At 50.5% G+C, this 12107-nt stretch carries 13 protein-coding genes; 12 read left to right on the top strand and 1 reads right to left on the bottom strand.

What is annotated here, in order from left to right; genetic code table 11:
- The first annotated feature begins 18 nt into the window (after nt 1-18).
- The 9 genes from ACQCVH_RS06970 to nuoK all read left to right on the top strand — a co-directional run bounded on the left by ACQCVH_RS06970 (nt 19) and on the right by nuoK (nt 7051).
- Nucleotides 19-426, top strand: coding sequence for a F0F1 ATP synthase subunit epsilon (locus ACQCVH_RS06970; protein WP_426835036.1), 408 nt, complete (start codon nt 19-21; stop codon nt 424-426).
- A 1015-nt stretch (nt 427-1441) separates the two neighbouring features.
- Nucleotides 1442-1816 (top strand): NADH-quinone oxidoreductase subunit A, encoded by a 375-nt coding sequence (locus ACQCVH_RS06965; protein WP_129612989.1) that lies wholly within the window; start codon nt 1442-1444, stop codon nt 1814-1816.
- Nucleotides 1807-2319 carry a NuoB/complex I 20 kDa subunit family protein gene (locus ACQCVH_RS06960; RefSeq protein WP_022544498.1) on the top strand — a complete coding sequence of 171 codons (513 nt, stop codon included), beginning with the start codon at nt 1807-1809 and terminating at the stop codon, nt 2317-2319. The genes ACQCVH_RS06965 and ACQCVH_RS06960 overlap by 10 nt, the downstream gene beginning before the upstream one ends.
- Before the next feature lie 4 nt (nt 2320-2323).
- Entirely contained in the window at nt 2324-3619 is a 1296-nt protein-coding gene (locus tag ACQCVH_RS06955; RefSeq protein ID WP_426835035.1) for an NADH-quinone oxidoreductase subunit C, read from the top strand.
- Nucleotides 3620-3622: 3 nt separating this feature from the next.
- Entirely contained in the window at nt 3623-4723 is a 1101-nt protein-coding gene (locus ACQCVH_RS06950; protein WP_426835034.1) for an NADH-quinone oxidoreductase subunit D, read from the top strand.
- A complete protein-coding gene (nuoH, locus tag ACQCVH_RS06945; RefSeq protein ID WP_426835033.1) occupies nt 4723-5730 on the top strand; it encodes an NADH-quinone oxidoreductase subunit NuoH in 1008 nt (335 codons plus the stop codon). Before ACQCVH_RS06950 ends, nuoH begins: the two co-directional genes overlap by 1 nt.
- Nucleotides 5731-5799: 69 nt before the next feature.
- Nucleotides 5800-6219 (top strand): NADH-quinone oxidoreductase subunit NuoI, encoded by a 420-nt coding sequence (nuoI, locus tag ACQCVH_RS06940; RefSeq protein ID WP_426835032.1) that lies wholly within the window; start codon nt 5800-5802, stop codon nt 6217-6219.
- Complete coding sequence (locus ACQCVH_RS06935; protein WP_426835031.1) at nt 6216-6740, top strand: NADH-quinone oxidoreductase subunit J; 525 nt, start codon at nt 6216-6218, stop codon at nt 6738-6740. Before nuoI ends, ACQCVH_RS06935 begins: the two co-directional genes overlap by 4 nt.
- Complete coding sequence (nuoK, locus tag ACQCVH_RS06930; RefSeq protein WP_426835030.1) at nt 6737-7051, top strand: NADH-quinone oxidoreductase subunit NuoK; 315 nt, start codon at nt 6737-6739, stop codon at nt 7049-7051. The genes ACQCVH_RS06935 and nuoK overlap by 4 nt, the downstream gene beginning before the upstream one ends.
- Nucleotides 7052-7064: 13 nt before the next feature.
- On the opposite strand, the gene ACQCVH_RS06925 is transcribed toward nuoK, so the two are convergent.
- Complete coding sequence (locus tag ACQCVH_RS06925; protein WP_426835029.1) at nt 7065-7220, bottom strand: hypothetical protein; 156 nt, start codon at nt 7218-7220, stop codon at nt 7065-7067.
- Between ACQCVH_RS06925 and nuoL the strand changes: the two genes are divergently transcribed.
- Genes nuoL through nuoN form a run of 3 tightly spaced genes read left to right on the top strand, consistent with a single transcriptional unit; the run spans nt 7201 to nt 12098 of the window.
- On the top strand, nt 7201-9066 hold the full coding sequence (nuoL, locus tag ACQCVH_RS06920; RefSeq protein WP_426835415.1) for an NADH-quinone oxidoreductase subunit L: 1866 nt from the start codon (nt 7201-7203) through the stop codon (nt 9064-9066). The two genes, ACQCVH_RS06925 and nuoL, sit on opposite strands and share 20 nt — an antisense overlap.
- Entirely contained in the window at nt 9063-10577 is a 1515-nt protein-coding gene (locus tag ACQCVH_RS06915) for an NADH-quinone oxidoreductase subunit M (protein ID WP_426835028.1), read from the top strand. The genes nuoL and ACQCVH_RS06915 overlap by 4 nt, the downstream gene beginning before the upstream one ends.
- Nucleotides 10578-10583: 6 nt before the next feature.
- Complete coding sequence (gene nuoN, locus ACQCVH_RS06910) at nt 10584-12098, top strand: NADH-quinone oxidoreductase subunit NuoN (protein WP_426835027.1); 1515 nt, start codon at nt 10584-10586, stop codon at nt 12096-12098.
- Nucleotides 12099-12107: the final 9 nt, after the last annotated feature.

The raw sequence follows: 12107 nt of genomic DNA, 5'->3' as shown, positions 1-12107 counted from the left end.
GGACCAGGAGGGTAAAAAATGAAGACGATCAAAGTCAGTGTTGTTACTCCCGATGGCCCGGTGTACGAATCAGATGTGGACATGGTCAGCACCAAAGCTCAAAGCGGCGAGCTTGGCATCCTGCCTGGACATATTCCAATGGTCGCACCGCTGCAAATTGGAGCCGTCCGCCTGAAGAATGGCGGAAATACTGAACTCTTGGCAGTCAATGGCGGCTTCATCGAAGTCCGTCCGGATCAAGTAACGATCCTAGCGCAATCCGCTGAGCAATCAGAAGGAATTGATATCGAGCGTGCCAAAAGCGCCAAAGAACGCGCCGAACAGCGCCTCGCCGATCAAAAGCGCGACAACATCGACGCCAAACGGGCCGAACTAGCCCTCCAAAGGGCAGTCAACCGTATTTCAGTTGCTGAAAGAAGAATATAATTAAAAACCCCCGGTAAATGCCGGGGGTTTTTTCTTTTTGGCTCTTTTCGAAAAGTAAAGTTGAAGGATAGAGAAGGTAAGGTTTTGAAAAATGGAAGTCTTATACTTACTTGAATGAGTGACAGCAAGCTTTAAAATAAGCGGAGATTTTCCAGTTATGTAGCTCAACATGGCTTGATCGGGTATAAATAAGCGGAGAAATTCCGGTTAAGAGGAGCGAAGTTGCCCATTTTCCTTCATTTTGAATTGATAGCCGGAATTTCTCCCTTTATTTTAGCTATTTTTAGAGTTTTTTTGAAATTAGAGGGAATTTCTCCTTTTATTATCTCGTCAAGAAACCATAAAAATTATAAAAACCCTGTTGATTGCAGTGGAAGGCACGCAGACTCCTGTGGGAAATAGCGGCAGGGCTGAGACCCCGCAGCGCGCAAGCGTGAGGAGGCTCAGCGCCGCCCCGCGGTAAGCGAAGTGCCTGGAACGGAAATCAACAGCCCCATACCAGCAGAACATAAGAAAGAATAATTTTGTATTTCTTCTCTGGTGTTTGCCTTTTGAGTGAAATAGCATGCTAATTAGTCTTTATAGATCCTGAGTGACCTTTTCATAAATCCATCGAAATTATGAAATCCCTGTTGATTGCAGTGGAAGGCACGTAGACTCCTGTGGGAGATAGCGGCAGGGCTGAGACCCCGCAACGCGCAAGCGTGAGGAGGCTCAGCGCCGCCCCGCGGAAAGCGAAGTGCCTGCAACGGAAATCAACAGCCCCATTACCAACACAAACCCACTCTCCTAAAGAAGTAACCTACAACCTTTTTATTACTTTACTAACCCCTCCAGTCCCTATATCACAAAAACTTAGGTCATAACTCCAACCATTCTGCGTAAAATGTACAAGGGCCTCAATATTTCCAAATAATACATAAGCTTTATCGACAGTAAAATCCAACGATGCTATAATGGTAACGATTACATTTCTAAAAGTTTTGAAAATTCACGTGTTTTAGGAGGAAAAGACATGGATTTGCTGAACTTATACCAAAATAACTATCTGATTGTCTTCGTATTTCTATGTCTAGGTGTCCTGCTTCCTGTGGTCGCATTATTCCTGGGAAAGCTCCTTCGCCCCAACAAGCCGTCAGAAGCAAAGTACACCACATATGAAAGCGGGATTGAACCATTCCATGATTCAAGGGTGCAGTTCAATGTCCGCTATTATATTTTTGCCCTCATGTTTGTCATCTTCGATGTTGAAACCGTATTTTTATACCCCTGGGCCGTCGCCTATGAAAAACTCGGAATATTTGCCCTGATTGAAATGCTCATTTTTACCATTATGCTGGTCATCGGACTAATCTATGCATGGAAGAAGAAGGTGCTCAAATGGACTTGAAGCTTGAGAATATCACACCGGAAGAAATGCAGGAGCTGCAGCGTAACGTATTTATGGCCACTCTCGAACAAATCAAAGCCTGGGCCAGGAGTAACTCCTTATGGCCCATGACATTTGGGCTTGCCTGCTGTGCAATCGAAATGATGGGGGTGGGTTCCTCCCACTATGACCTAGACCGGTTCGGATCATTTTTCCGTACCTCGCCGCGCCAATCGGACGTCATGATCGTTTCCGGTACCGTCACAAAGAAGATGGCGCCGATCGTACGCCGCCTATATGATCAAATGCCCGAGCCTAAATGGGTCATTGCCATGGGTTCGTGCGCAACGGCAGGAGGACCTTATGTTAAGTCCTATTCGGTTGTAAAAGGCGTCGACCAGATTGTCCCGGTGGATGTATACATACCAGGCTGTCCGCCAAATCCGGCAGCCCTGATATACGGAATCAATAAGCTTAAGGAAAAAATCCGATATGAAGCAAAGACCGGGAAGCGGGTGATCTAGGCTTATGGGCGATGAAAAGGATAAAGAGAAGCTGAAGAAAGAGGCAGCAGAAAAGGCCAAAGCAATCGCCAAAAAGCGCCTTGAAGAAAAACGGGCAGCTGAACAGGCTGAATTAAAAGAAGCTTCAGATCCAGAAGAAGACCTGGCAAAAAAGAAAGCCGCCGCAGCAGCCAAAGCAAAGGCCACAGCGCTTGCTAAAAAGAAAGCCAAGGAACAGGAAGCTCAGACAGAGGCCTCCGCGCCAGAGGATCCGGAAGAAGACCTGGCAAAAAAGAAAGCCGCAGCTGCAGCTAAAGCGAAGGCTGCAGCTCTCGCAAAAATGAATGCGAAAGAACAGGCAGCCAAGACAGAGGGCAGCCCTGCTGAGGCAGCAGAAGAAGAAGGAGAAGATCTCGCGAAAAAGAAAGCAGCCGCTGCAGCCAAAGCAAAAGCCGCAGCCCTCGCAAAAATGAAAGCTAAGGAACAGGAGTCAGGAGGGGAAGCAGCAGGGGACGGGGATCTTGCAAAGAAAAAAGCTGCAGCCGCTGCGAAAGCCAAGGCAGCCGCCGCGGCAAAGGCAAAAGCGGCAGCTTTGGCAAAGCAAGCCGGGGAGTCTGGCGGAGAGGACGAAAAGGCAAAAGCCATTGCAGCAGCCAAGGCTAAAGCCGCCGCAGCAGCAAAAGCAAAAGCTGCCGTTGCCGCAAAAGCATCAGGAGCCGGCGGTGATGATGAAAAAGCAAAAGCAATCGCAGCAGCAAAGGCAAAAGCGGCTGCCGCCGCCAAAGCAAGGGCCGCAGGAGGCACAAAGGCGGCCGCTGAGCCTGAGGCAGAACAGCTTCCTTCCGCAAACCAGCCTTTCCTGGATTTGTACACAAAGGTAATTGAAGAGCATCTCGGAGGGGATGTATTGGAAGAATCCTATATTAATAGGCTTTCAAAAGACGTTCCGACTCTTGTCGCAAGGCAGGATACATATTTCAGGATTGCAGAGTTTCTCCGCTATAACGAGCAGCTGGGCTTTGACTATCTGTCCGAGCTGCATGGTACTGACTTTGAAACTCATATGGAGGTCTATGTGCATTTGTACTCTTATAAAAACCGCCAGACGGTGGCATTGAAGACAAAGATAGACCGTTCAGACCCTGTCATAGAATCGCTGGTGCCTTTATGGGCAGGGGCCAATTGGCCGGAATGCGAGGCATATGATCTGCTCGGCATAGGCTTCAAGGGCCATCCAGGCTTGTACCGGATCATGCTCGGGGAAGAATGGATCGGCCATCCGCTCCGAAAAGATTATGAACCCTATGATGTGGAGGTGTAGCCGATGCTGCGAACAGAGGAAATGCTCCTGAATGTCGGGCCGCAGCACCCCAGTACGCACGGTGTTTTCCGGCTCGTCCTCAAAATAGACGGCGAGATCATTAAAGAAGCAAAGCCTGTCATCGGCTACCTTCACAGAGGTACAGAAAAGCTTGCTGAAAACCTACAGTATACACAAATCATTCCTTATACAGACCGGATGGATTATCTGGCTGCCATGACGAATAACTATGTGATCGTCCATGCAGTGGAAACGATGATGAACATCGACATCCCGGAGCGGGCCGAATACCTCCGCGTCATCTCGATGGAGCTTGGCAGGATTGCAAGCCATCTGGTATGGTGGGGAACCTACCTGCTCGATATCGGAGCGGTAAGCCCCTTCCTGTACGCTTTCCGCGAACGGGAAATGATCATCAATATGCTGAACGAGCTGTGCGGTGCCAGGCTGACCTTTAACTATATGCGTGTCGGGGGCGTTAAATGGGATGCTCCGGAAGGCTGGATCGAGAAGGTCAAAGAATTTGTTCCTTATATGAGGGAGCAGCTGAAAGGCTATCATGATCTTGTCACAGGAAATGAAATTTTCATGAACCGTGTAAAAGGAGTGGGCACCTACACGAAAGAGGAAGCCCTCAGCTATTCGCTGAGCGGCGCCAATCTCAGGTGTACAGGCGTCAAATGGGATCTTCGCAAAGATGAGCCTTACTCCATCTATGACCGCTTCCAATTTGATGTGCCTGTCCGGGAAGGCGGGGATGCATGGGCCAGGTATCATTGCCGGCTTGAGGAGATAGAAGAGTCTCTTAAGATACTTGAGCAGGCTGCAGAACAATTTCCCCAGGCTGGCGACTTCATGGCCAAGGTTCCGAAAATCATCAAAGCGCCGAAGGGTGAAGCCTTTGTAAGAATTGAATCGCCGCGCGGCGAGATCGGCTGCTATATTGCCAGCAACGGGAAAAAGGAGCCGTACCGCCTGAAATTCAGGAGGCCTTCCTTCTATAATCTGCAAATCCTTCCGAAGCTTCTGGAGGGAGAGAACATCGCCAATCTGATTGCCATTTTAGGAGCGATTGATATTGTACTAGGGGAGGTGGACGGCTGATGGTCAATGAACTGCTCCGTTCAGAACCCGGCCTTCTGAACTTTGGCATCTTTTTCGCGCTCGCGGCTGTTCTTCTGCTCGTTGTGCTCGGCTTTGTCACCTATGCCATCCTGGCAGAACGGAAAGTGATGGGCTTTATGCAGCTGAGGCAGGGGCCAAACCAGGTCGGCGGGCGGTGGGGCCTGCTGCAGACAGTGGCTGACGTACTGAAGCTGCTGATAAAAGAGGACACCATCCCGAAGCTGGCCGACCGGCCGCTGTTCATCCTGGCACCGGTCATTGCCTTCACGCCGGCCTTTATGGTCCTGGCGGTCATCCCGTTCACGGATAAGTTCCAGTTCGCCGACATCGGCGTTGGGCTGCTCTACTATATTGCCATTTCCGGTTTGACAACCATCGGGATTGTGACCGGGGGATGGGCATCCAATAATAAATACGCGCTCCTCGGCGGCATGAGGGCCGCCGCACAGATGATTTCCTATGAAATCCCCCTAGTCATGTCTGTGCTCGGAATCGTACTCCTGACAGGGAGCCTGAATCTCAATGAAATAGTCGAGGCGCAGCGTGGCGGCTGGTTCATCATCTGGCAGCCGGTCGCGTTCATCATATTCATCATTGCTTCTGTAGCTGAGCTGAACCGGGCTCCGTTTGATCTCCCGGAAGCGGAATCGGAGCTTGTTGCCGGCTTCCATGTCGAGTATTCAGGGTTTCGCTGGGCATTCTTCATGCTGGCGGAATATGTGTATTTTTTCGCAATGGCTTCCCTGACCACTGTCCTGTTTCTCGGAGGCTGGCTCCCGCTGCCATTCCTTGGCTTCATTCCCGGTGCAGTCTGGTTTGCCCTTAAATTCAGCCTGGTCATCTTCCTGCTCATCTGGTTCAGGGTCACCTTCCCGCGCATCCGCGCAGACCAGCTGATGGAGTTCGGCTGGAAGGTGCTGCTGCCGGCTGCCCTGGCAAATATATTCCTGACCGCGATCATTAAAGAGCTGATCAATTTCTTCTAAACCTGCAGCCCCCGGTTCAGAGCCGGGAATGCAGCTTATATTCCAGACTGATAGAAAGGGTGAAAAAGCATGCTGGGACTGGCAAAGGGACTCAAATATACCCTTAGTAATCTGGCAAGAAAAAAAGTCACCTATAATTATCCGAAAGAGCCGCTCCTGCTCCCGGACCGGTTCAGGGGCATCCAGAAATTCTATCCGGAAAAATGCATCGTCTGCAATCAATGCGCCAATATCTGCCCGACAGATTGCATCCAGCTGACAGGCAAGAAGCACCCTGACCCTGCGAAAAAAGGAAAAATCATTGACACATATGACATCAATTTCGAGATCTGCATCTTATGCGACCTATGTACAGAGGTATGCCCAACCGAGGCAATCATCATGACCAATAACTTTGAGCTGGCAGAATACAGCCGGGATGAGCTGTTCAAAAACCTTGAATGGCTTGATGAAAATGATGAAAACATACGGCAGGTGAATAAAGCATGACATTTTCAGGAGAGCTGCTTGCCTTTTTAGGGCTGGCGATCGCTGCAGTGACAGGGGGCATTCTGCTGATCAACCTTGAAAAAGTGGTCCATATGGTGGTCGCGCTTGTCTTTACTTTTATCAGCATAGCCGGCATTTATATCCTTTTGTCTGCTGAATTCATTGCTGTTGTCCAGGTTCTGATCTACTCGGGTGCCATCACGATTATCATGCTGTTTGGCATCATGCTTACCCGCCACAATGACGAGAGCGGGCAGAAAGCCGGCCGCCTGCGCAGAATTCTATTATTTCTGGCCATCCTTGCCTTTGCCTTCAGTGTGTATATCGGCATCTACAACCTGGAGTTCCCGGAACAGGAGGCACTGCTTCATGAAAACAATACAGAGCAAATCGGGATCAGCTTATTCTCCGAATTTGTCATTCCTTTTGAACTGACATCAGTAGTGCTCCTGGTTGCCTTAGTCGGGGCAATTGTCCTGGCGAGGAAGGATGATGGGGAAACGGAGGGGGATGAAAGATGACAGGTGTACCTGTTTCAGCCTATCTTGCGCTGGCACTCATCTTATTTTGCATCGGATTATACGGGGCTCTTACGAAACGGAATACCGTCATCGTCCTCATTTCCATCGAGCTGATGCTGAACGCGGTCAATATCAATCTTGTCGCGTTCAGCAAATTTGGGATGGTCCCGTCGATCACCGGACAGGTATTCGCCTTATTTGCCATTGCTGTCGCCGCAGCGGAAGCGGCGGTCGGCCTCGCCATCCTCATTTCTCTTTACCGGAGCCGCAGGACTGTCAATATTGATGAAATGGATACGATGAAACATTAGCTCTTGGGAAAAATCAGCGGATGTCCGCTGGATCGGAACAAACAGATAGAAAGAGGCTGTGCCCGGCAGACGAATGGATACACGCTGCCTGCTGCCCGCCTCCATCCAGCATGCCGGCTTGCGGTGTGCCAAAGGGGATCGTGATATTGATGGAAAGTGCATGGATCATACCGCTTTTCCCGCTGTTGTCATTTGTCATACTCCTGCTTTTCGGCAGGAGGCTCAAGGAAGCGAGCGCCTATATCGGGATGATCTTAAGCCTTGCCTCCTTTGTATTATCCCTGTTCGTCCTGTTTGACAGATTTGCCTCTCCAAGTTTCAAGGCGGAAGGAGTCTGGCTTAAGATCGGCGGACTGCAGATCACAGCGGGGTATGAAGTCAATCAATTGAACGCATTAATGCTGATCATTGTGTCTCTGGTAAGTTTTCTTGTACATATGTATTCAAAAGGTTATATGCAGGGGGACGGGAGGTTCCATATCTTTTACGCGTACCTTGGGCTTTTTACCTTTGCGATGCTTGGACTGGTCCTGTCGCCCAACCTCCTGCAGACCTATATTTTCTGGGAGCTTGTCGGTCTCGGCTCCTTCCTGCTGATCGGCTTCTATTTTTACAAAAATGAAGCAAAGCAGGCCGCCAAGAAAGCCTTCATCATGACAAGGATCGGCGATGTCGGCCTGCTGATCGGACTTATATTGCTTTTCTGGCAGACAGGAAGCTTTGAGTATGACGAGATTTTTGCTGCAATAGCGGAAGGTGCCATCTCTGAAGGGATGATCACGCTGACTGCAATCCTGATTTTTATCGGGGCCGTTGGAAAATCAGGACAGTTCCCGCTCCATACTTGGCTTCCGGATGCGATGGAGGGGCCGACGCCGGTTTCTGCTCTCATCCATGCTGCAACAATGGTGGCAGCTGGTGTGTATCTGGTTGCTGCGCTTTTCCCTCTATTTGCAGCCAGCGAAACAGCATTATTCACGGTCGCAGTCATTGGGGGAGGGACAGCTGTGTTTGCCGCCCTCATCGGTCTTGTTCAGAATGATATCAAAAGGGTGCTGGCCTATTCGACTGTCAGCCAGCTTGGCTATATGATGCTTGCCCTCGGATCTGCCGGCTACACGGCCGGGGTGTTCCACCTGATGACACATGCTTTTTTCAAAGCGCTTCTTTTCCTTGCGGCAGGGAGCGTCATCCATGCAGTCCATACACAGGATATTGAGAAGATGGGCGGCTTATGGAAAAAAATGAAGCTGACCGCGCCGCTGTTTTTGATCGGGACACTCTCCATCAGCGGTGTGCCGCTGTTTTCCGGCTTCTTCAGCAAAGATGAGATACTGGCATCTGCCTGGGTGCACGGACATACTGTCCTGTTCTGGCTCGCATTGCTGGCCGCCTTTTTCACCGCTTTTTATATGTTCCGGCTGTTCTTCATGGTCTTTGCCGGCGAGCCGCGGACAAAAACAGTAGATGTTCATGAATCACCGGGTGTGATGACCTTCCCGATGATTGTGCTGGGAATATTGGCTATTTTTGCAGGCTATGTGAATACCCCATGGTTCGGCTCCTTCCTCGGCGAATGGCTGACAGAGGGCAATGACCTGTTGGGACATGGCCATATTGAGGCACCCGTCTGGATCATGATTGCGGCGACGGCCGTTTCACTTGCCGGCATCATACTTGCCTGGCTGATGTACGGCAGGAGGACGGTATCGCGCACCTGGCTCAGCAGCTATATGCCTTCTGCCCACAGCATCCTGCTGAATAAATTTTATGTGGACGAATTTTACCGGCTCAGCATTGTACAGGGAATGAAGGTATTCAGCCTTTTCCTTCATTATATCGAGACTTTCATTGTAGAAGGAGCTGTAAAAGGAATAGGTTCTGCTGTGCAGGGCCTTGGAAAAGCAGGCTCCAGGCTCCAGGATGGGCAGGTACAGACTTATGGGGCAGCCGCCTTTATTGGCCTTGCCATCCTGACAGCTGTGTTTGCTCTGACAGGGGGGTTCTTTAAATGACATTTCCTTATTACCTATCTGTGCTGGTGTTCTCCCCGTTAGCAGGGCTGCTTGTGCTCCTATTTGTGCCAAAGGACAGAGAAAGGGCGATAAAGTGGATAGGGCTCGCCGCAGCATTGCCGGCTGCCATTCTCTCCCTTGCTGCCTACCTTACGTACCATTCAGGGGCAGGGCTGGAAGAGCTGGATGAAAGAGCAGACTGGTTCCAATTTGGCCATCCTGATCTGGTTGGCGATTATTTTAAAATTGGCTATGAACTCGGGGCTGATGGCTTCTCGTTGATCATGATCCTGCTCACCAGCCTGCTTGCATTGCTCGCTGCGGCTGCATCATTCCGGATCACTAAAGAATGGAAAGGGTATTTTATGCTTTTCCTTCTGCTGGAAACAGGGATGCTTGGTGTTTTCGCCGCAGAGAATCTATTCTTATTCTTCCTGTTTTTTGAAATAACGCTTATCCCGATGTTCTTTCTGATCGGAAAATGGGGATTGTTTGAAAAAGAGAAAGCAGCCTTCAGCTTTCTGATCTACAATGGCCTCGGTTCAGCCATCCTGCTGATCGTGTTTATTGTCTTGTTTGCCAGGACTGGAACAGCCAATATTGAAGAGCTTCAAATCGTCATGCAGGGGGGAGCACAGGCCATTTCGCCATTCTCTGAGGAGCTGAAGCTGGGGCTGTTCATTGCCCTCCTGATTGCATTCGGCGTCAAGCTGCCGATTTTTCCGCTTCACAGCTGGATGGTCCGTGTCCATGCAGAGGCGCCGCCCTCGGTTGTGATGCTGCATGCCGGCATCCTGCTGAAGATCGGGGCTTTCGGCCTCATCCGCTTTGGCCTCGGATTTTTTCCGGAGCAATTCCAGCAGCTTGGCCTGCTGATTAGCATACTCGGTGCAGTCAATCTCCTGTATGGGGCATTCCTTGCTTTTATCCAGGATGATTTCAGGAAAGTGCTTGCCTATTCTTCTATTTCCCATATGGGGATCGTCCTAATCGGATTAGGCGCATTAAATGAAGCGGGCGTACAGGGGGCTATTTTTCAAGTGGTGTCCCATGGCCTGATTTCTGCACTGTTGTTCTACCTTGTCGGGTCTTTATATGAGCGGGTCGAGACCTCCTCCATCAAGAAGCTTGGCGGGCTTTCCCGGCAGATGCCGCTTGCGGCCGGCTTCCTGCTTGCCGGGGCGATGGCTTCGCTCGGAATGCCCGGCATGTCCGGATTTATCAGTGAATTCATGGCCTTTCTCGGCCTGTTTGAAAACCGGCCGGCAGTGGCTGCTGTTGCCGCACTGGGCATCATCCTGACAGCTGTCTATCTTCTGAGGGCAGTCCTTGGAATGACGTTCGGGGAAGCGAGGTCCGACTATGGGAACGCTACGGACCTTAAAGCATTGGAATTGATGCCGGCGGTGATCCTGGTTGGGGCCATCGTCCTGATCGGCGTGTATCCGTTCGCCATCAGCGGGCCGCTCCAGCCGGTGCTGGAAACGATTTTGCCAGGAATGGGAGGGTGATGAAGGATGGATCTGGAAACATTGCTTTCATATAATTGGCTCTTGATGACACCGGAATTCATCATCCTCGGCAGCACAGCGATCTTAACTTTGCTCGATCTGTTCATGCCCTCCAGGAAGAACAGGCAGATCCTTGGCTGGCTTGCATTAGCAGGCATTCTAGGAGCACTGGCTGCCCTTCTTGGCCTGCTTGGGAATGAGACGGAATCAATCCTTTTTGACACCTTCCGCCTCGATTCGTTTGCCAAGGCATTCAAGCTTCTGCTCCTGATCGGCTCCGCTTTTGTCATGCTGCTCGCTCTCGGATATAGAGGGAAAGAGGGGCTGGAGGAATACAGGGGAGAGTTTTATTATCTCTTTCTAACGGCGCTTCTTGGGGCGATGATGATGTCTTCAAGCGGGGACCTGATCACCCTTTTCACAGGGCTCGAGCTGCTGTCGATTTCTTCCTATATACTGGCCGGCATGCAGAAAAGGAATCTGCAGTCCAATGAATCGGCTATGAAATATGTCATCAATGGCGGGATTTCCACTGCGATCACTTTATTTGGGATGAGCTATTTGTACGGAATTGCAGGCACAACCAATTTGAAGGATATCGGACTGGCACTGTCAACCATCACTGAATCCCAGTACCTGTACCTTATCGGTCTGGCCTTTTTCATGATTCTGACAGGACTTGCTTTTAAGATAGCGTCTGTGCCTTTCCATATGTGGGCGCCGGACGTTTATCAGGGAGCGCCGCTTCCGGTTACTGCTTTCCTGAGTGCGGTTTCAAAAACAGCAGGGTTTGTACTGATCGCACGGGTGGTGCTCGTCATAGCCCTGTCTGCACCGTCAGAAGGGCCGGGCTCGCTGCCTCTCATTATTAAGGTCCAGGATTATATAGCCTTCCTTGCAGGCGCAACCATGATCGCCGGGAATGTGATTGCCCTGAGGCAGCGTAATATCAAGCGGCTGTTTGCCTACTCAAGCATCGCCCATGCCGGCTATATATTTGTCGCCATCTCGGCTGCATCAGTATTCATGTTCGACTCGCTGTGGTTCTATCTGGGCGCCTATCTGCTGATGAGCCTCGGGGCTTTTGCGGTCATCCAGGCTGTTTCTGAAAAAGCAGGATCAGAAGACATCAGCATTTTTTCCGGCCTTTATAAAAAGTCGCCTCTGCTTGCTGCCGCAATGGGGATATTCATCCTCTCTTTAGCAGGCATCCCGGGGACTGCAGGGTTTATCGGAAAGCTGAATATCATTACAGGCGCCCTCATGACAGAGCCGGCCCACTATGTGCTCGTGTCGATCATGATTGCCGCAACCGTTGTTTCCTACTATTATTATTTTGGAATCCTGACGCAGATGTTCTTCCGGCCTGCAGCAAACCAGGAGAAGCCGGCCCAGCCTGCTTCCGTATCCATTGTTATCGGCGTCTGTGCCTGTGCGGTCATTGTGTTTGGGATCCTGCCAAACCTGGCCATTGATTTTCTGCAAAGCAACTTCAATCAATTTGCTGATTTCCTGCAATGAGAAGAAGTG

This window comes from Bacillus infantis (genome assembly GCF_050107595.1).
Taxonomy (GTDB): domain Bacteria; phylum Bacillota; class Bacilli; order Bacillales; family Cytobacillaceae; genus Bacillus_AB; species Bacillus_AB infantis_C.
Note: the sequence above shows the minus strand (reverse complement) of the source record. Positions and strands in the feature narration are given on the sequence as shown.

Coding starts and splice junctions, on each gene's coding strand:
- nuoN (WP_426835027.1), top strand. CDS start 10,584: ATGGATCTGGAAACATTGCTTTCATATAATTGGCTCTTGATGACACCG.
- ACQCVH_RS06935 (WP_426835031.1), top strand. CDS start 6,216: ATGACATTTTCAGGAGAGCTGCTTGCCTTTTTAGGGCTGGCGATCGCT.
- ACQCVH_RS06925 (WP_426835029.1), bottom strand. CDS start 7,220: ATGATCCATGCACTTTCCATCAATATCACGATCCCCTTTGGCACACCG.
- ACQCVH_RS06970 (WP_426835036.1), top strand. CDS start 19: ATGAAGACGATCAAAGTCAGTGTTGTTACTCCCGATGGCCCGGTGTAC.
- nuoH (WP_426835033.1), top strand. CDS start 4,723: ATGGTCAATGAACTGCTCCGTTCAGAACCCGGCCTTCTGAACTTTGGC.
- ACQCVH_RS06965 (WP_129612989.1), top strand. CDS start 1,442: ATGGATTTGCTGAACTTATACCAAAATAACTATCTGATTGTCTTCGTA.
- nuoK (WP_426835030.1), top strand. CDS start 6,737: ATGACAGGTGTACCTGTTTCAGCCTATCTTGCGCTGGCACTCATCTTA.
- ACQCVH_RS06915 (WP_426835028.1), top strand. CDS start 9,063: ATGACATTTCCTTATTACCTATCTGTGCTGGTGTTCTCCCCGTTAGCA.
- ACQCVH_RS06960 (WP_022544498.1), top strand. CDS start 1,807: ATGGACTTGAAGCTTGAGAATATCACACCGGAAGAAATGCAGGAGCTG.
- ACQCVH_RS06955 (WP_426835035.1), top strand. CDS start 2,324: ATGGGCGATGAAAAGGATAAAGAGAAGCTGAAGAAAGAGGCAGCAGAA.
- nuoL (WP_426835415.1), top strand. CDS start 7,201: ATGGAAAGTGCATGGATCATACCGCTTTTCCCGCTGTTGTCATTTGTC.
- ACQCVH_RS06950 (WP_426835034.1), top strand. CDS start 3,623: ATGCTGCGAACAGAGGAAATGCTCCTGAATGTCGGGCCGCAGCACCCC.
- nuoI (WP_426835032.1), top strand. CDS start 5,800: ATGCTGGGACTGGCAAAGGGACTCAAATATACCCTTAGTAATCTGGCA.